At 38.2% G+C, this 18,101-nt stretch carries 18 protein-coding genes; all 18 read right to left on the bottom strand.

Annotated features, from left to right (window positions below; translation table 11 throughout):
- Window positions 1-31: 31 nt before the first annotated feature.
- The gene (locus tag SANK73390_RS05090) at window positions 32-760 is read right to left on the bottom strand and encodes a hypothetical protein (RefSeq protein ID WP_462764341.1); all 729 of its coding nucleotides are present in this window, start codon (window positions 758-760) and stop codon (window positions 32-34) included.
- 418 nt (window positions 761-1,178) lie between these two features.
- Window positions 1,179-2,108 carry a glycosyltransferase family protein gene (locus SANK73390_RS05085; protein WP_462764338.1) on the bottom strand — a complete coding sequence of 310 codons (930 nt, stop codon included), beginning with the start codon at window positions 2,106-2,108 and terminating at the stop codon, window positions 1,179-1,181.
- A complete protein-coding gene (locus tag SANK73390_RS05080) occupies window positions 2,105-2,899 on the bottom strand; it encodes a glycosyltransferase family 2 protein (RefSeq protein ID WP_462764335.1) in 795 nt (264 codons plus the stop codon). The genes SANK73390_RS05085 and SANK73390_RS05080 overlap by 4 nt, the downstream gene beginning before the upstream one ends.
- A gap of 12 nt (window positions 2,900-2,911) precedes the next feature.
- Window positions 2,912-3,901 (bottom strand): glycosyltransferase family 2 protein, encoded by a 990-nt coding sequence (locus tag SANK73390_RS05075; RefSeq protein WP_462764332.1) that lies wholly within the window; start codon window positions 3,899-3,901, stop codon window positions 2,912-2,914.
- A gap of 11 nt (window positions 3,902-3,912) precedes the next feature.
- On the bottom strand, window positions 3,913-5,160 hold the full coding sequence (locus tag SANK73390_RS05070) for an O-antigen translocase (RefSeq protein WP_462764331.1): 1,248 nt from the start codon (window positions 5,158-5,160) through the stop codon (window positions 3,913-3,915).
- Window positions 5,157-6,269: a DegT/DnrJ/EryC1/StrS family aminotransferase gene (locus tag SANK73390_RS05065; protein WP_462764328.1), complete on the bottom strand. Its 1,113-nt coding sequence runs from the start codon at window positions 6,267-6,269 to the stop codon at window positions 5,157-5,159. Before SANK73390_RS05065 ends, SANK73390_RS05070 begins: the two co-directional genes overlap by 4 nt.
- Window positions 6,270-6,295: 26 nt before the next feature.
- The gene (locus tag SANK73390_RS05060) at window positions 6,296-6,763 is read right to left on the bottom strand and encodes an acyltransferase (protein WP_462764326.1); all 468 of its coding nucleotides are present in this window, start codon (window positions 6,761-6,763) and stop codon (window positions 6,296-6,298) included.
- 1 nt (window position 6,764) lies between these two features.
- Complete coding sequence (locus SANK73390_RS05055) at window positions 6,765-7,157, bottom strand: sugar 3,4-ketoisomerase (RefSeq protein WP_462764324.1); 393 nt, start codon at window positions 7,155-7,157, stop codon at window positions 6,765-6,767.
- The gene (gene rfbA, locus SANK73390_RS05050) at window positions 7,154-8,029 is read right to left on the bottom strand and encodes a glucose-1-phosphate thymidylyltransferase RfbA (protein ID WP_462764321.1); all 876 of its coding nucleotides are present in this window, start codon (window positions 8,027-8,029) and stop codon (window positions 7,154-7,156) included. The genes SANK73390_RS05055 and rfbA overlap by 4 nt, the downstream gene beginning before the upstream one ends.
- Before the next feature lie 3 nt (window positions 8,030-8,032).
- Window positions 8,033-9,094 carry a dTDP-glucose 4,6-dehydratase gene (gene rfbB, locus SANK73390_RS05045; RefSeq protein WP_462764318.1) on the bottom strand — a complete coding sequence of 354 codons (1,062 nt, stop codon included), beginning with the start codon at window positions 9,092-9,094 and terminating at the stop codon, window positions 8,033-8,035.
- A gap of 14 nt (window positions 9,095-9,108) precedes the next feature.
- Window positions 9,109-9,837: a WecB/TagA/CpsF family glycosyltransferase gene (locus tag SANK73390_RS05040; protein ID WP_462764316.1), complete on the bottom strand. Its 729-nt coding sequence runs from the start codon at window positions 9,835-9,837 to the stop codon at window positions 9,109-9,111.
- Window positions 9,818-10,744: a glycosyltransferase family 2 protein gene (locus SANK73390_RS05035; RefSeq protein WP_462764313.1), complete on the bottom strand. Its 927-nt coding sequence runs from the start codon at window positions 10,742-10,744 to the stop codon at window positions 9,818-9,820. The genes SANK73390_RS05040 and SANK73390_RS05035 overlap by 20 nt, the downstream gene beginning before the upstream one ends.
- Before the next feature lie 457 nt (window positions 10,745-11,201).
- Window positions 11,202-12,164, bottom strand: coding sequence for a glycosyltransferase family 2 protein (locus tag SANK73390_RS05030; RefSeq protein WP_462764310.1), 963 nt, complete (start codon window positions 12,162-12,164; stop codon window positions 11,202-11,204).
- Window positions 12,165-12,319: 155 nt separating this feature from the next.
- Window positions 12,320-13,597: an oligosaccharide flippase family protein gene (locus tag SANK73390_RS05025; protein WP_462764307.1), complete on the bottom strand. Its 1,278-nt coding sequence runs from the start codon at window positions 13,595-13,597 to the stop codon at window positions 12,320-12,322.
- 2 nt (window positions 13,598-13,599) lie between these two features.
- Complete coding sequence (locus SANK73390_RS05020; RefSeq protein ID WP_462764304.1) at window positions 13,600-14,622, bottom strand: TDP-N-acetylfucosamine:lipid II N-acetylfucosaminyltransferase family protein; 1,023 nt, start codon at window positions 14,620-14,622, stop codon at window positions 13,600-13,602.
- Window positions 14,619-15,194 carry an acyltransferase gene (locus tag SANK73390_RS05015; RefSeq protein ID WP_462764301.1) on the bottom strand — a complete coding sequence of 192 codons (576 nt, stop codon included), beginning with the start codon at window positions 15,192-15,194 and terminating at the stop codon, window positions 14,619-14,621. Before SANK73390_RS05015 ends, SANK73390_RS05020 begins: the two co-directional genes overlap by 4 nt.
- A 5-nt stretch (window positions 15,195-15,199) precedes the next feature.
- Entirely contained in the window at window positions 15,200-16,285 is a 1,086-nt protein-coding gene (locus SANK73390_RS05010; RefSeq protein WP_462764299.1) for a DegT/DnrJ/EryC1/StrS family aminotransferase, read from the bottom strand.
- 157 nt (window positions 16,286-16,442) lie between these two features.
- Entirely contained in the window at window positions 16,443-17,783 is a 1,341-nt protein-coding gene (locus SANK73390_RS05005) for a hypothetical protein (RefSeq protein WP_462764296.1), read from the bottom strand.
- Window positions 17,784-18,101: the final 318 nt, after the last annotated feature.

Genomic DNA, 18,101 nt, shown 5'->3' with positions numbered 1-18,101 from the left:
TATTATCTCATAAAACAATAAAAGTATCAGGTTACAACCCAGTGTCAGTTTCGCGACACTTTGCTGAACTTTCACTTAACTTTTTCAACTCCAGTGCATAACGGTGAGGATATAATGTAGTCAGTATCAGAACTAACCCTACCAACGCATAAACGCTGTTTATTGAACTTACTGACAAACCATTTAGAAACAAAATTACCAGCACACTTATTCTCGCTCGCCCTGGAACTAAACTAATTTTCATTAGCTGGTTTAATATAACAAACACTATTAGTAAGCCAACAATACCATGATCAAACACTTGTCTAATAATGTATGAGTGAAGAATAACCGAATAACATATTGTTGGATCTTTTGCGCTAAACAGTGTTTTATAAAAAGTGAGACGCTCACAAACCACATCAGGTAGTGCTGTTAGTGGTGTTGAACCAAACAAAACGTTTACCCAACTCCAATCTTTAACAGCAATTAAGAAGCCCTGAGCAAATACAACCCTATCAATAGAACTCACATCACCACCTGATAGCCGGCTGGCTAAAACTGCGACTACTCCCCCACCGATTATGGCAAGGAAGAACAGCTTCAAAATTGTTCTAAAGTCAAAGTTACGAATAAGCAATAAAGTCAACATAGCAAAATAAGCTACAACTCCCGAACGAGAGCCTGACATAAATACCACTAAGGTTAACATTAGCCACTGAGTTGCTGAGAGCTTCTTTTCGATTGACCAAACAGCCAACGCAATGAACAGCATTGTCATTATTTCAAAGTTATTTTCAGCAAAAACGCCAGGTCTTTTGAAAGTCGCGAAAATTAACCAAAGTATATATTTACTAAAAAAAATACCTAGCAATATATTAAAAAGCATAATGACTTGTCGTTGACTAAAAAGACACTTACCAGAAAAAAAAGCTAAAATTATTAAGTATACGTATGATTTATAAGCTAAAAAATAGTCTTTTGGATGTGTACCATGTAAGTATGCGACAGTAAATGTATATAATATGTACAACAAGCAAACACAAATAATAAACCAAGCGCCTGACTCCATCCGCTTAGCTACAAGTAGCAAGCTAATTAGTATCATGACCTCAAACAATGCATTTGTTGGAAGCGGGTTATAGTACTTATAGGAGATAAAACTCGCTACTGACATTAACATAATAAAAAATAGGTAGTTATTTTTTATCATTACTCAACGCTTCCATAACTTTTACTGCTGCTTCACCATTTAAACCATATTTTATTGCCAATTCTCTTGTTCTCGAGTGTCGTTCCGACAGCATTTCAAAATGCTCAAGTACAAAAGTGGCAACGTCTCTCGGATGTTCAACAATATATACGCCATATTCACGAAGATTTACACCTCCAAGTTCAACTTCTAAATCAAACGCTAGGCCAACACTATTAGTCACCACAATGATACAATTGGCAAGCATTGCTTCCACCATGCAATAAGAGTAAGTTTCAATCATCGAAGGTATAAGCACTACCTGAGACTCAGCGTAGTATTTCAGCATTGCATCATAGTCAAGTTCACCACTATCGCAGTTAAGTAGCAAATGGTGACATGTTTGAATTTGTTCAAATCCTTTTATTTCTTCATGTTTTCGGTTTGGAAAGAAAAATGAATTTGGTTCTTTTATTATTTCAGTATATGGGAACTGAGCACCTAAATGTATAGTGTCATGCTCGTTCGTTTTTAATGCCTTTGCTTGAAGCTTAGATAAGCACAAAGTCTGGTTTGTCATCCAGATACATAATTTAGTAAGCTTTTTAGATGCAACCATACGACGAACAAATGGGACTTGTCGTTTTAAGATTTTAGGAAATAAGGGCTCTCCTTCATGCGGAATAAAAACAACTCGCTTACCCAACACTCTAAATAAAGGACAAAAAAGCAAACACAAAAATACATAATTTATAACAATAGTATGACTAGCCATGCCCTTTTTAATTATGCGAATGATATCACTTACTATCGTACTCTTAGATTTAGAAAAAAACGCAAACTGCACTTGTTCATTACTTTCTAACTGCTCGGCTAATAAACCTATTCCATTATGATTTCCGGCAGTAAATGAGATCACTAACACCCCTTTACTCATGACATCCGTCCATTACTCTGTAGTTTTCGCTTCAATAAAACAACTGAAAAAATAAGCAATCGTTTTGCCATTGCCACCCATTTTTTTGTACCGGATGTATGTTTGCAGATCACTTTATAGTCTTCTTTTATCATCCTTTTCATATTACTAGAGATACTGCCTGAGACTTGCCGATAAAAAGCACACCGGCCACCAATTATTTGCAGAGATTTATTTTGCTTTGCAGCTTTCAAGAAAAAGTCATGATCTTCAATCACCACATCCTCAGAAAAGCCGTCTAATTCTAAAAAGGTAGACTTTTTGATTGCGCAACCAATAATGCTATACTTTTCGCCTTTTTTACTACCCCAACCAAAGAGCACATCATTAAATGTTAAAACATCATTTTCTCTATTGAAACCTGCAGAAAAGTCAACATTTTTAGTCTGATAGAAAAAAAGAACGGGCGAAAATACAATATCAGCCCCCTCTTCAAATGGCTTTTGTAGTTGCTGCACAAACCCTTTGCCTAATAAGTCATCACCACCCAATACAACTAATATGTCTCCTGACGCCATAGAAGCAGCTCGATTCATCGTCTTAACTTGCCGAAGATTTTTTTCATTTTTATACACATTTAAGCGTTTATCTGTATTAGCATAAACCTGTAACCTATCGAACGTATCATCCGTAGAACAGTCATCGATTGCAATCACTTCATCGTCATCTCGGATCGCTGCTAATACACTCGATAGCGTATCATTTACAAATTTCTGTTGGTTATAAAAGGGGATAATAACTGTAAACTTCAAAATAACTTCCAATTAGCGTTTTAACATACGCTTAAGTAAAATAAACCCGTTTGCGGCTAATTTTAGTATTGGCTTATTCAGCACTGTACATGTCAGCAAACGTAAATAAAAAGGCCTATATTGTATCACTTTTATAGAGAAAGTTTGTTTAATAATGTATGTGCATTGACAAATTAAATTTTCAACTTGAGCAAGCTGGGCTTGCTCCATTTTGGACTTATTTTCTGTCATTACAATAAAGCTGGACCAAACGCATACCATCAGCTGCGCACAAAAGCGCGACTGCATTTGGTCGAAAACGTCTTGCCTATCGAGTAACGCTTTTAACTTTAACTGATTTTGCAGTAAACCAAACCGAGCCATAGAAAACGATTTGGTTGAAGAGTTTTGATGTTGGCGGTAAAAGTATTTACCTGAGCTAAATGTTACTTTTTGACACGATAAGAATAACTCTCTTGTTGTCAATTCATCGCCATGTAAATTTGACTCATCATACCGAATATCTGAAAACATACTCGCTCTATACATACCAACTCCATGAATACTCCAATCAAGAGAAAGCTCAGTCGCTTCTAATCCAGAAACAACACCTTGGGTTGGCACTTGTTTAAACTTATTATGCTCAGATGCTCCATTCCAATAATACAGGTCAAATAGCCCTGCATCAGCATCTGTAGACTGCATAGCTTCAAACAACTTTTCTATGGCATTTGGAGCCAATTCATCGTCAGAGTCGACCATACAAATATAGTTCCCTTTGGCATATTTAAGCGCATAGTTTCGTGCACTTGATGCTCCACCGTTGCCCTTTGAGAATATTTTAACTTGCGGGTAGCGGGCGGCTATTTTTTGTAATAACTCTAAAGTACTGTCGGTTGAGCCATCATTTACACACAGTATTTCAACATTTTGATAACTTTGATTTACAATCGATTCAATACTTTGCCTAAGAAATGCCTGTGCATTATAACAGGGCATTAATACTGAAACTAACGGGGTCATAGCCTTGCTCATTACAGCTCCATTTTCTTCAAATGTTTAAAAAATACAATCCAAACAATGGCGCCATAAGCGAAATAAGTCATGGCATAGGCCTCTGAAACCCCAGTTATTCCTCGGAATTCAACTAGGTACATCGTCATCAGTGCAAACCCGAAGCTCGCAAAAATTTCACAAAAAGCATTCATCTTAAAGTAGCCTTTTGCAAGCATTAACAAAGCACCAATATGACTGAGAATTCGGATCACATCACCAATAATTTGTGTTTTGAATAATGCTTCCGCTGGTAAAAATGCTTCAGTAGCAAGTAGTAAAATTAAGAACTCTCTTAAGCCATAAATAATTCCACCGCCTAAAATAGCCAAAAACATCACTAACACAGTTACTTGCAATGTCGTGCTTTTTAACTCTGTTCTACTTGTTGACTTAGACAGTTTTGGATAATAATACACACCAATAGCAGTGATCAATATAGATAAATAAGCAGTCGAAATATTCCAAACTAACTGCCATTGTCCGGCAGCATCAATAGAAACTTCTGAGGTCAATGTATCTCGCACTAATATCAAAGAGACGGGTCCTGTTAGCGCACCTATAAGGCCAAGCCCCAAATATTTAGACATTACCTTAACATCTTCACCTTTACTCGAACCGACCCAATTTTTAAACTTAAACCACGGCTCTTTACAAACCCGTGCAATAACAACAATACCGGCAATAGCATTATTAACGGCTACCGCAGCTAACCCTCCAACCAGTCCGTATAAGTAAATAAGCATAACGGCGATCAAGCAAGACATCACCGTTGATATCATTAAGGTTGTGATATATTTCGCATGCTCTTCTCTACCATTAACGACAGCCAACAGCAACGCATTAGCAACATTTAAGGGGAGCATTAACAGAACAAGTAATACCACCCAATACAATGCAATATTATCAAAAAGTAATTCCGCGAGTTTACCTGAAGTTAGCAAAATGATTGGTGCTGTAATGATAAATATCAAACTAATAAGTTTACTAGTTGCACGCCAAAATTGTGTGGGGTTATCTCTAAACTCGGCGGTATAACGTGATACACCTTGTGATAGCTGATTACACATCACACCGTTCAAACCATTTACAAAACTCTGCAGTTGACCGACTAAAGCCACCCCTTCTGTACCAGCATATACCGCAACAAATTTTGAAACGACAAAACCTTTGACCATATTAAGCAGAGTTAATAGCCCGCTTAATATAGTAACGCTAAATAGCTTCATAGTGTGAAGCTATTAACTGCTTTTATAACTAGCTCGACTTGTTCATTTGTCATCGTTGGATCAACAGGTAAAGAAAGCACCGTTTCATGTAAATGCTCACTGATAGGCAGACTAAGTTCACGAAGATCCGAATATGCTGCTTGTTTGTGTGGTGGGATTGGGTAATGAATTAAGCACTGAATGCCCTGCTTCTGCATATGAGCTTTTAAAACATCTCTTTCTTGTGTTTGAACAACAAATAAATGCCAAACATGTGCTTGAGGGTCTGTTATCTGAGGCAGTATTACTAATGAGTTTTCAATGCCACTAAAATAGCGCTGTGCGATGGCTCTGCGACGCGCAATTTCACTATCCAGGTGCGCCAATTTCACTTTCAAAAAAGCAGCTTGAATTTCATCTAAACGAGAGTTAACACCTTGATAAAGGTTTTCATACTTTTTGTGGGAACCGTAATTACGCAAAGCCGTCAATACATCAGCCAGGTCATCATCATCAGTTGTTATCGCACCAGCATCTCCAAGTGCCCCCAAATTCTTCCCCGGATAAAAACTAAAACCAGCCGCATCACCAAAACCACCCGCTTTTTTTCCATTAATCGTTGCACCGTGTGATTGAGCTGCATCTTCAATAACTAACAACTGATTTGTTTGAGCAAAATCACAGATAGCGTCCATTTCACTTAGCTGCCCGTATAAGTGCACAGCCATAATCACTTTGGTTTTATCCGTTAAATGTGTAGCCATTTTATCAATATCAATATTGAAAGAACGCGAGTCAGGCTCAACAAAAACAGGTATAAGCCCATTTTTAGAAATAGCTAAAATCGAAGCAATATAAGTATTTGCTGGTACCAATACTTCATCACCTTTATGGAGCTTACCCATTTCAAGCCAAGCTTGTAAAGTCAACGTTAAAGCATCCAGCCCATTAGCAACACCAATACAGTGCTTAGTTTGACAATATTTTGCAAAGTCAGCCTCAAAAGACTCTAATTCGCTACCACATAGATACCACCCAGACTGGATCACACGTTGAGCTGCAAGATTTAGCTCAGCGTCGTACTGAGCATTAATGGCTTGTAAATTAAGAAAAGGAACTTGAATTGACATGATGGTACTCACAATAATAAAAAAGTTTAAGCTTGCTTGTCATCTAAATAACGCACGATGCGTGCTGGGTTGCCCACAACAACAGCATTATCAGGGACTGACTTTGTAACAACTGCGCCAGCGCCAACCATTGCGTTACAACCAACGACGACGCCAGGAAGAATAGTTGCATTTGCGCCTATAGAGGCACCTTTTTTTAATCTAGTTAATGGAAACTGCTCACTATACTGCTTTGAACGTGGCATGATATCATTGGTAAATGTTGCATTTGGACCAATAAACACGTCCTCTTCAATCCGTAAACCATTCCACAAATATACACCAGACTTGATAGTGACTCTGTCACCAATAATCACGTCACTTTCTATTAGCGTATGAGCACATACATTCACATGATTGCCAATCTGGGCACCTTTAAATACCACTGAAAATTGCCAAATAGTAGTGTCATGACCTATATTTTCTGCTTTCACGTCAGCAAGAGGGTGGATCATATTATTTTATCCAATTCAAAAACTGATCGTAGTCACGAAGATAGTCCAATTCGTCATAGACATCACTTGCTAATACAATCAATACACAATCAGCAGTAAAGTTATGCATTTCTCGCCAAATTACTCCATTGATAAGGACGCCACGTTCGGGAGTGTCCAATCTAATGGTTTGCTTTGTTGTGCCATCATCTAGCAAGAGATCACACGCTCCTGCTACGGCAAAAATAACCTGTTGTAAATTTTTATGAGCATGAAACCCTCTAGATACCTGCGGTTTTGTGCCATAAATATAATAGATACGTTTGATATCGAAAGGGACTTCTTTATCAACTTCCAAGGCGATAAGAGAGCCTCGCTCATCCCCTCTAGATTTAAAGTCTAACTGCTCTATCACTTTTTTCCCGCCTTTACTAATGAGTCTAGATACTTACCATAACCGTTTTTCTTCATTAAATCGGCACGGGCTTGTAAGGCATCAACCGTTAACCAGCCTTGTTTCCATGCTATTTCTTCTAAGCATGCCACTTTTAACCCTTGACGCCTTTCAAGAGTTTGCACAAAATGACTCGCTTCTAACAAACTATCGTGAGTACCAGTATCAAGCCAAGCAAAGCCTCGACCTAACACTTCGACCTCTAATTGGCCTCGATTTAAATACTCATTGTTCAAACAAGTGATTTCTAGTTCACCACGGCTTGAGGGCTTAATCGTTTTTGCAATATCGACCACTGAATTGTCGTAAAAATATAAACCTGTCACTGCGTAATTTGATTTTGGTTGCTGTGGCTTTTCTTCGATCGAAAGCGCCTTGAAATTCTCGTCAAATTCAACTACACCAAACCTTTCAGGATCACCGACTTGATAACCAAATACGGTTGCCCCTTTGGTCTTGCTTGCTGCATTCAATAGTTTTGGCGTAAACCCTTGACCATAAAATATATTATCCCCTAGCACCAAACATACGGAATCTTGACCAATGAACTGCTCACCAATAATAAACGCCTGCGCTAAGCCGTCAGGTTTTGCTTGTTGCGCATAAGTAATATTAACTCCAAACTGGCTGCCATCGTCTAAGATACGTTCAAAGCCTGCCGCATCCTCTGGCGTAGTAATAATTAAGATTTCTTTAATCCCAGCAAGCATAAGTACTGACAGAGGATAATAGATCATTGGCTTGTCATAGATAGGTAATAGCTGTTTTGAAACACCTTGCGTAATGGGGTATAACCTTGTTCCTGAGCCGCCAGCTAAAATAATTCCTTTCATTTTCTACCCCTGCCCTAATCTTTCTAATTGATATGATCCATCTAACACTCTAGAGTACCAAGGCTTATTTGCTAAAAACCACTCAACTGTTTTCTTAAGCCCTGATTCAAAGGATTCTTCTGGCTTCCAGCCAAGTTCACGTTCTATTTTAGAAGCGTCAATAGCGTATCGTAAGTCATGGCCTGGGCGATCTGCTACAAAGGTTATCAAATCTTTATAGTGACTAATTCTATTTGGTAATTCAGGCCTTAACTCTTGCAGTAGTTCACAAAGTGTTGTCACAACTTCAAGATTAGTTTTTTCGTTAAGCCCACCAATATTATAGGTTTCCCCTATCGTACCCTGTGTTGCCACCAATAATAGCGCTTTAGCATGATCTTCCACATAAAGCCAATCTCTGATTTGCTGACCATCACCATAAACAGTCAATGGCCGACCATCTAACGCGTTTAAAATCATCAGTGGAATGAGTTTTTCCGGGAAATGATAAGGTCCGTAATTGTTTGAACAATTAGTCACCACAATAGGCAACCCAAAAGTTCGTTGCCAGGCGCGGACCAAATGATCGCTAGATGCTTTTGATGCTGAGTATGGTGAACTCGGGTCATAAGCTGTACTTTCAGTAAACAAGCCACCCGTATCAGCTAGATCGCCATAAACCTCATCCGTTGAAATATGATGGAATCTAAACTGTTGCTGCTTTTCGTCACTCAACTGAGCAAAGTACGCTCTTGCTACCTCTAATAACGTATAAGTCCCAATGATATTGGTTTGAATAAAGTCACTAGGGCCATCAATTGAACGATCGACATGACTCTCTGCAGCAAGGTGCATCACAATATCTGGCTGATGATCAGAAAAAATACGCTGCATCGAACTCATAGAACAGATGTCGGCCTGTTCAAAAGTATATTGTTCACTATCAGAAACTGTTCGTAATGATTCTAAGTTTCCTGCATAAGTTAACTTATCTACATTAACCACTTCATGGTCAGATGTATTAATAATTGTTCGAACAACTGCGGAACCTATAAACCCAGCTCCGCCTGTTATCAGAATTTTCATATAAAACCCTCTATCTAGCTGGCTCTTTTAAAAAAGTCGATGAAAAAGACCCAAAAGAATTGAGGGTACTGTTTCAAAAGTCGCTTTGCTACATACGAGCTATTACAAGCACGATATAACCAACGTAAATGAAATTTATCTATCCAAGCAGGATAGTAGTGTAATTTATTTGATGTTTGATGTAAGAAACCACCACATGTATATACTTGTTTCACACACCCTTGATGTGCTTTCAACTTAACCGCGAATTCGTCTTGCTTTGGCGTGCCCAAACCACAAATAACATACTCAGCTTCTGATTTTGAAATACGTGAAATCACTTCGTCATCTGACTGAAAGTAACCGTGTTCGTAACCAACAATATTAATATTTGGATAATTGCATTTGAATATTTCCACTGTTTTTTCAATATCTTTATCTTGGGCACCAATAAAGTAAACTTTTAGTTTATGCTCATTTGCTTTCTCTAAAAAAGTTTTAGCAAATGAACTCATATCAAAACTAATTCGTGGCACTGTTCGAGCAAAGCACAACGAAAATAACTTAGCGGACGAGATAGCATCTGTATAGATTGCATCTATTTGCTCAGTTATTCCTCTATTTTCTCTCAGTAGTAAATAAGAATATGGATTCACGAAAGTGATAACTTGTGTTCCTTCCCAGTTACTTTGGCTATTGATAGCTCGGTCTAATTGAGATTCAATATTTGGACTCTGCTTAATTTTATCTAAAAGTACGTGCATATCTAAAAAACCGTGAAATAAGCGTTGTAGGAATTAGCAATAATAAAAATGCGATGATTCTGTATTTGTCCCAAATTAAAAACTCGTTATTTTTCAAAATAGAAAATGCTGTCTGTTTGTTACCACTCATTAAGTTTTTTCTGACACAGCTCATAACAGACAAATGTAATAAGTATCCAATACTACTAACAAATTGTTTAGGTGTATTATCATCTTTGGTTAATGCGTCAAAATAATCTATATGCGGAGATAGCTGTATACTCTGCGTAAACTTTGATTTTGAAGCATCGAGATCATAGACCACAGCACATTTAGGAGAGTAAAAGAGCTTTGCTTGGCAAGCCAACCTCCCCCAAACTACTTGGTCTTCACCCAATTTAACACCAACCGGAAACATGCCTATCTGCTTCAATGCATCTGTCTCTATACAGACAGAAGAAGATGTAATGGGTAAATCTGCATTACAACAAGCTAAAAAATAATCATCTACTTCACCAGATTGATTTGGTAAATGTATGTTTTTAGCTGGCTTTAGCTCATTGCCATCATAAAACTGGTAAGCGGTAAAAAAAACAGCCCCACCAGGGTTATCCTTGTGAAGCGAAAAAATTGTTTCAAGGAAGTGTGGTAACCAGTAGTCATCTGCATCCAAAAATGCAATGAAGTCACCTGTCGCAGTGGCTATCCCTGAATTTCTAGCTTGAGACACTCCCATATTTTGATGGTGCCTGATAAGCCTGATGCGACTACCAAACAAAGCTTCTACAATACTAGTGCTATCATCCGAAGAACCATCATCAACCACAATGACTTCTAAAGGCTGCTTCGTTTGTGCAAACACAGAATTGAGTGCCCTAGATACAAACTTAGCCTTATTATACAAAGGCATGACTACTGATATTTTCATTTACTTTTTCTACTCTACTGTTATATGTAGATATCTATCCTTTGCTACCTTCAAAACTAACTGCTGCTATACTGACTAAACAGCAGTGGATCTGTACAATAGGTTGATTTTGCGAACACGCAATTATAGAGTATTTATAATCAATTTGGTACTGCTAGCAGTGTTCTTGTTTGCAACTCAACATCATTAGATACAAAAGCGACTCGTTCAACAGATATCGCTACAAAGTAAGTATTTATATCAATAGGCAAATAAACGAAATGACTGTCGGTTACATTAGCTCTGGTCCAGTGAACTTGTTCAAAAAGCTATTTATGTTTCATAACTATTGAGCAAACTTTAATTATCACATTCTCATTTAAATTAAATATTGAGCAGCAGATAATCATTCTATAAAATCAGCCTTTGTTAACATTAGTTTATGTTATTCTTTGCACTGGAAACACAATGGCCATCCCTATTTTCCATGAACCTTATTGTAAACAGGTTTATGTTTATTGAATAATCCATTAACTTTACCTATCTGTCGCATCATGAGCAGTTTACCTTTCATTCTTTTTCTTTGCGATATCAATGGCAGCAAATAAGTCAGCAAACCAACCCAAAAGCCTACAAAGAGTTTACATAGTTCTACAAAAAGACGTTTAATAGAATAGTGATGCAGCATAATAATTCGCATATCTGCAGCGCCAATTCTATATGCTCGTTCAACAGCCCAGAGTTTGGTCACTCTGCTGGCATCAAATACCTCATGACTGACAGCATCTATAGATAGAGCAAAACGCGCCCCTTTATTCTTTAAACGCGTAAAATACTCTTTATCTCCTCCGCCATACAAAGCATAAAATGGGTCAAAGCGTTGCTGCTCAAATTCAAAATAAACACTTTTACATAATAAAACATTCCCGACACCTTCAATCAGAGGAACCTCACAAGATGCTGTTGGCAGTGGCGGATAATAAATTGACAGCTGGCGTAACCAATTGGGGGGGGAGGTAGTAAAATCGGGCTTGACTACCCCGCTAATCACATTACATGAAGTACGCTCTTGCGTAGCCAATAATGCAGTTAACCATTGAGGCTCCACCCACTCATCATCATCAATCATAACTAAAAAATCGGCCTGCAGGTCATCAAATGCTTCTTTGAGTAAATCGTTTCGGACAAACGAAATACCTCGCTCTTCTACAACCGTCGTTTTTATCGGATGAATATATAGCTCTTTGAGTTCAGCAACCAGCTTTAAGCCTTGGCATTCAGTGCTGTCATTATCTGCTACTAAGAGAGATAATTGAACATTACTGGGAATCGTCACTTTAGCAATTGACTCCAGAAGCCTTTTTAATCCACAAGGCCTTTTATAAGTAGGTATGCCAATGACCACTCTTCTCAATTGTACTTTAGACTCAGACAACTCCATGGTACCAACCACCTACACCAGCATACTCATTTTAAGGACGCGGAATTTTAGCAAAATTGACGCTATAACCAAACTAATTATCGCTATAACAGCGTATAGTACGCTCAAAACCACCTCAGTAACGGAAAAATACTGCCCTAGCGTAATAACGAAAGTTAAGAGAAAACAAAAAAAGTCAGTATTATAAAAACCCCTTTAAAGAAGTGTATAAAACTGACTTGAATACAGGGAAGAATTAGCACATACCAATGTGCTATCAATAATGCACTTTGCAAAATAAGTAGTGCTGCAACCATGTTAGTTAACCCCATAGGAGCCGAGATAAAAATAGTACAAACCCGCGCTAAGGTTACTGCTAAATTCCAATAAAAAGAGCGCTTAACTGCCCCGCAAGCTTGTAACAAGCTACTACTGGGGTTAATAAGCGACATAATTAAGTAAGTTATTGCAAACAAAGAAGCTAGTTCTTGATATTGTGCCCACTCGCTGCCGAGCAAGGCCTCTAAAAATATTTCCGAAAAAAAGACTAACCCAATATATAAAGGAAAGTTAGCTAAAGTTAACAAAGCGAGCCCTTTCAAGTAATAATTACGTCGTTCTATAGGCTGGACCTTGACTAAGATAGGAAACAACACCCGGTTAGCTATTGGATTAATAAGCTGTAGCATTGGCTTACCTATTAAATCTTTAATATAGCTATATACACCTAGCATATCAGCACCTAACAACTTCAGTACCACGAGCTGGTCAAACTGGCGGCTAAACACCCCGACCAAATTTTCTGACATTTGGTAACCCCCATACTTAGCTGGCAACTTAATGTCACGAACTTTCGGCCACGTCAATTTAAAATGGCTGGGATTAAAAACCAAACATAAGATAAAAACTATACTCGCATTCAGGAGCTGAGCATATACTGCACTACTAACACCAAAATCAAGCCAAAGTAGCGCACATATCAATAACAAACTGGCACTTTGCGCTATGATTTCAAAAATGGCTATTGTTTTAAACAGTAATTCTTTTTGTAGTAATGCCATTGGTTGTGCAAAGCACGCGCGTATTAAAATTATAGCTGCGACACTAAAAGAAAATGCTTCTAAGCTAGGTAAATCAAAAAAGTCACTTATGAATGGAGTAAATAACACACTAAGAGCGGCTATTATTATCGCTATTACTACACCTAACGTATACAACTGACTTCGACTTGTACTACTTAGCTTATGGTAATAGATAACGGCATTTGATAACCCACCATCACCAAGTATCTGCGCGACACTCACAAAAATGCTAATAAATGCGATTAGCCCTAAATCAGCTATTGGTAAATATCGAGCTAGGATTATAAATTGCAACAGCTGTAACAATACTTTAGTAATGGTTGCTAACGAGCTCCAAGAAACGCTTTGAAAAATAGCCTGCGGTGCATTCATTGCTATATCAAATCTTCTAACATACTTTTCCAGCGCGGGGTGAGGGCTTGTTCTGAAAAGTGCGTGCGCATTAAAGCTTGATTTTTATTATTTGGCTTAGCGATAAGATCTGTGAGGGTGTCATTTGTTTGCATGTCCAATTTGGCTACATCATAAAGTGAAAAACCAAACTGAGAAAGCTCAGTGTAAGTACTTGTTTTAAAGTCTAAAAAAATAGGCTTACCCATACTAAGCATAGCATAAACAGCATACAGACCTTGCTGGCGATTATGAGCAAATATAGTCATATCTACAGTACAAAGTAACTTGTCATACTCTTTTTTAGCTAACATATTGGTTATAGGTCTAAAACGATGAGCAAATAGCTTTTCCCCAATATTAAGCACGCTTTTAACATAAGCGCTACTCCCACCATAATTAAGAGGCACAATCAGCTCACAGTCAAAGTCCTTTATCAAAGCTAGCTTTTCAAGCACCTCTATATGGTTATTACTCGGAGCCGCTGAGTTGCCGACTAAAATCCTTGCTAGTCCTCTACTTTGGGTATCAACTGCTGAAAAGCCGATCAACGGATAAGGTAAAACATCGCTATTTGTCACTCCTAAAAGCTTTTCAAGTAAATTCTTATCTCCTGAGTTTAAAGTATACACTCGCTGAAATTTTGCCAATAACAATTTATGTATGTAGGTATTGAGCCATTGCTTAATGCCTCCCTTCTTCTGATAACGATACATTTCTGCCCCCCAAATAACACATACCGCATTATGTAAGCGCTTTAATATCATTAGCCTGCGTATCAAAGTCGGGTCAAATAGACCATGAAAAACAAATCGCTCTGCATCAGAAGCCGCTTTTAGCATTGCCACGAGCTCTTTATTACATAAAAATTCTTTGAAGCCTTGCTTATGGTGTGAAGCTCCTGAGGGGATCCAAAACTGCTGCTCTATATCAGGGCAAGCACGAGTAAAAAATTCACTCATCGGTAGGTAATGATGTGCTGACGCTGAAAAAATATGAATAATCATTTAAAAGTTTGTTCCAACCTTTTTTGTAACTCAAGTAAATCCCGCTTACGTTTTTTTAGTTCTTTTGCAGGTGTGCCTGCTACAATAGTAAACTCAGGTACACTATTAACCACAAAACTAAGCGCCCCAACAGCGCCTCCTTGCTCAATACATACACCAGGCATTATGACACTACCTGAGCCTATAATTGCATGTGCAGATATATAAACAGGTAAGTGCTTAACATTACTAAACTCGCTTGGTACCATTGGGTTTGTCATAAAGCAGCCACTATAGTCATCTGAACTTGAATAAATGCTGACTCGAGAAGAGATGTTAGTGTAGTTTTCCAAAGTGATCAGCTCAGAGCCTATCAAAGAAGAATAAACTGCAATATGAATAAAGTTACCTATTTTTATCCCTTTTTCACCTGCAGACAATACACAAAAGTCATCGACTCTTACATAATCACCAAGCATAATACGTTCAGCACCATAAAAGGATGCTTTACGTGATATCAGGCAGTGTTCACCAACATGTTTAAACCCCATACCTAAAAGTTCTGCTTTGCTATAGTGACTACTTATATTCATTTTAATTATCTATAGGCATCAAGAATATCAATAACTTTATCACAAATCGCATTTATATCATCAAAGGTTAAGTCATAGTACATAGGCAGGCACAATACTCGCTTTGCAATCTGGTGTGCATTTGGCAACAATTTTGGTTTGCTATACACATCCAGATCACTCAAACAAGGGTAAAAATAGCGCCTAGTTTGTATACCTTGCGCTTCAAGCTGCTTACTTAAAAGCAATAGCTCACTTTCATCATTCAGCAAAATTGGCATATAGGCGCCATTTTGGTCTGCGCTATTTTGCCATCTTTGCAGCTTTACATGGCTTGTTAACCTTTGCATATACTTTTTTTGTAGAGATTTACGATGAGTAATAATATCTTCAATATGCTCAAATACACACAACCCCATCGCGGCATGCATTTCACTCATTTTTGCATTTGTGCCAACATGTAGTGGAATTTGCACCGAGCTCTGACCAAAGTTGATTATCTGTTGGGCTTTTTTTAAATCTGCTTCATGCTTAAAAATTATCGCGCCCCCTTCGATGGTATGAAAGAGCTTTGTTGCATGCAAGCTTAACGTCGCACAGTCTCCAAATTTTAATAAAGACTCACCATTATACTCACTGCCAAAACAGTGAGCGGCATCATAAATAACCTTAAGTTGGTGCTTTGTCGCCAAAGCTTGCATCTGTTCTACATCACAAGGATTGCCAAATACATGCACAGGCACCAAAGCATCTGCCCATTGTAAGTCTCGTTCATCAAACAGTTCAGGGGCAAGATTAAAGGTCGCAGAAGAAATATCACTAAACCGACATTGAATATTCTGAAATTGCAAAGAACCAGGGGTTGCCGCAAAGGTAAATGGTGTGGTTATGGCTTTGGTTATACCCAAGGTTTGATAAGCGACATGTAATGCCTGTGTGCCATTTGCAACCAGTAATAAATGGGCAACACCGAGGTAGCTTTTTAACTTTTCAGTTAATACTTCAACACAAGGCCCCTGATTAGTAAGGCGATTACGTTGAAAAATACCCGCTACTTGCAATTGATAATGCTCAAGCTCAGGAAGAAAAGGTTTTACAATCGGATATTTCACACAAGGCTCTAAGCAGATAACAAAAAGGCTAGTTTAACGAATGAGTAAGCGTTACGAAAGAGTACAACTCATTATTTATTCTATCTAACAGTACATTAATTTAAAAATAAAAAAGCGAGCCTAGGCTCGCTTTTTTTAAAACGTGATTAAAGCAATATTAGTTTACTTTAACGCGGTCTTTGTCATCTTTGCTGTAGTAAATAGTGCTAACGTCGATGTTTGTAGCAGGAGCGTTAGTAGTGATACGTACGCTTGCATAGCCAGTTACTTCATTTTCTTTAGCTAGTGCATCAACAGCTGCAGAAACGTCAGTTACTGTATACTTAGTAGCTGTACCTACTTTCTTAGCAGCAACCATTTTGCCACCAGCGAAGATTTCAGCCATGATGTCGCCTTCAACAGTACCGTTGTTCGTTACTGTGATAGCGCGAGCAAAATCGTCTTGGAAAGGTACAAATTCTGAGTACTCAGAGTCACCGTTTAGTGACCAAGTAGAAGCTACAGCTTTGTTTATGATTGTAGCAGCCTTAGCTGTACCTTCTTTAACTACTGCTGTCAAAGTAACTGACTGTGGTGCAGTTAAAGCAACGCGTTTAGCAGTTGCTGGCATTACGAAATTGATAGTCTTACCAGCAATAGTTGCTGCACCTTTAAGAGTAGCTGTATTACCAGATACAGTGAACTTATCAGTAGCTGCATTACCAACATTGATTGAATCGATACCAGTGAAGTCACCTTCAAGTGTTAGCTCAAAGTTATCATCAGCAATTGATTGAATCCAACCTGCTGCAGTGTTATCAGTGAATGTAAAGCTAGGAGCTGGAACTTGTTCAACACCTGCGTTATTTTTAACAAAACCTTTACGCAACTGAGCAACATCAACAGTACCGTTAGAAGCTGTTAAAACAGTAGTGAACTGCTCTTTACCTTCAAAAACAGTTGCTGAGTCAGTAGTGCCAGTTGGCGCTGAATCAATCGCGATACCAGTTGAAGTCACAGCGGAAGACTTAATAGTTACTTTAGCAGCCTTCGCTAGGTCAGCTAGCTTGATGCTAACACCATTAGCGTTAGAACCGTTTAAAGCACCTGCAGCACGCAACTGGAAGAATAAACCATCAGTTGATGCAGTATCACCAGCATCAGTACCATCTGTAGTAGCTGTAACACGGAAAGTCAACTTAGATGCAGTTGCGTTCAATAGACCGAAAGTCGCTGTATCAGTACCAGCAACAAGATTTGCACCAGCCGCATCGTTAACTTGCGTTAAAGAGTAACCTGAGTCAGCGAACTCAGAACCAGTAATATCAAGAGTTACGATGTCACCTACTGTGTATTCAGCATTTAGCTTCAAAGTAACATTTGTGTCAGCGTATACAGTTGCTGAGTTTGCAGCCATACCTTCAACTGATACATTCTGTGAAGTACCAGTAGTTTCTACGGCAACAGCTGAGCTTGCAACACCAGCTAGAGCTAGCGCTAGAAGAGATTTTTTGAACATGTTTTCCATTCTCCAAAGTTTCATGAAACGGGAACAATCAACGTTCCTATTTTTCTTTTATTTGATCATTCAGTTAGGCCGTCACCTAAGTGACATTCCGATCAAATCCATGCTTAGTCTAAACATTGTTAGTGCATTGTCAAGCAGTTAACCACGCAAAAACTAAGCGTTAAAAGTAATTATACAGCCCCCATCCAGAGGGTGCAAAAAAAACCACTAAATTTCATTAAGTTAGCCAAGAACAGAATGGTTAACTTGTTGTTTTTTTATACATTTCCAAAATTGTAAAAAAACGTATATGCAAATATATATCAAAAC

The sequence above is a fragment of the Pseudoalteromonas sp. SANK 73390 genome (assembly GCF_054966645.1).
The sequence above is the reverse complement of the archived record's forward strand: the minus strand, read 5'-3'. Positions and strand labels throughout refer to the sequence as shown.

What these genes read in the sequence shown, in the direction of transcription:
- SANK73390_RS05090 (WP_462764341.1), bottom strand. Translation starts at nt 760, where the DNA reads ATGACAATGCTGTTCATTGCGTTGGCTGTTTGGTCAATCGAAAAGAAG.
- SANK73390_RS05085 (WP_462764338.1), bottom strand. Translation starts at nt 2,108, where the DNA reads ATGAGTAAAGGGGTGTTAGTGATCTCATTTACTGCCGGAAATCATAAT.
- SANK73390_RS05075 (WP_462764332.1), bottom strand. Translation starts at nt 3,901, where the DNA reads ATGACCCCGTTAGTTTCAGTATTAATGCCCTGTTATAATGCACAGGCA.
- SANK73390_RS05070 (WP_462764331.1), bottom strand. Translation starts at nt 5,160, where the DNA reads ATGAAGCTATTTAGCGTTACTATATTAAGCGGGCTATTAACTCTGCTT.
- SANK73390_RS05065 (WP_462764328.1), bottom strand. Translation starts at nt 6,269, where the DNA reads ATGTCAATTCAAGTTCCTTTTCTTAATTTACAAGCCATTAATGCTCAG.
- SANK73390_RS05060 (WP_462764326.1), bottom strand. Translation starts at nt 6,763, where the DNA reads ATGATCCACCCTCTTGCTGACGTGAAAGCAGAAAATATAGGTCATGAC.
- rfbA (WP_462764321.1), bottom strand. Translation starts at nt 8,029, where the DNA reads ATGAAAGGAATTATTTTAGCTGGCGGCTCAGGAACAAGGTTATACCCC.
- rfbB (WP_462764318.1), bottom strand. Translation starts at nt 9,094, where the DNA reads ATGAAAATTCTGATAACAGGCGGAGCTGGGTTTATAGGTTCCGCAGTT.
- SANK73390_RS05040 (WP_462764316.1), bottom strand. Translation starts at nt 9,837, where the DNA reads ATGCACGTACTTTTAGATAAAATTAAGCAGAGTCCAAATATTGAATCT.
- SANK73390_RS05035 (WP_462764313.1), bottom strand. Translation starts at nt 10,744, where the DNA reads ATGAAAATATCAGTAGTCATGCCTTTGTATAATAAGGCTAAGTTTGTA.
- SANK73390_RS05030 (WP_462764310.1), bottom strand. Translation starts at nt 12,164, where the DNA reads ATGGAGTTGTCTGAGTCTAAAGTACAATTGAGAAGAGTGGTCATTGGC.
- SANK73390_RS05025 (WP_462764307.1), bottom strand. Translation starts at nt 13,597, where the DNA reads ATGAATGCACCGCAGGCTATTTTTCAAAGCGTTTCTTGGAGCTCGTTA.
- SANK73390_RS05020 (WP_462764304.1), bottom strand. Translation starts at nt 14,622, where the DNA reads ATGATTATTCATATTTTTTCAGCGTCAGCACATCATTACCTACCGATG.
- SANK73390_RS05015 (WP_462764301.1), bottom strand. Translation starts at nt 15,194, where the DNA reads ATGAATATAAGTAGTCACTATAGCAAAGCAGAACTTTTAGGTATGGGG.
- SANK73390_RS05005 (WP_462764296.1), bottom strand. Translation starts at nt 17,783, where the DNA reads ATGTTCAAAAAATCTCTTCTAGCGCTAGCTCTAGCTGGTGTTGCAAGC.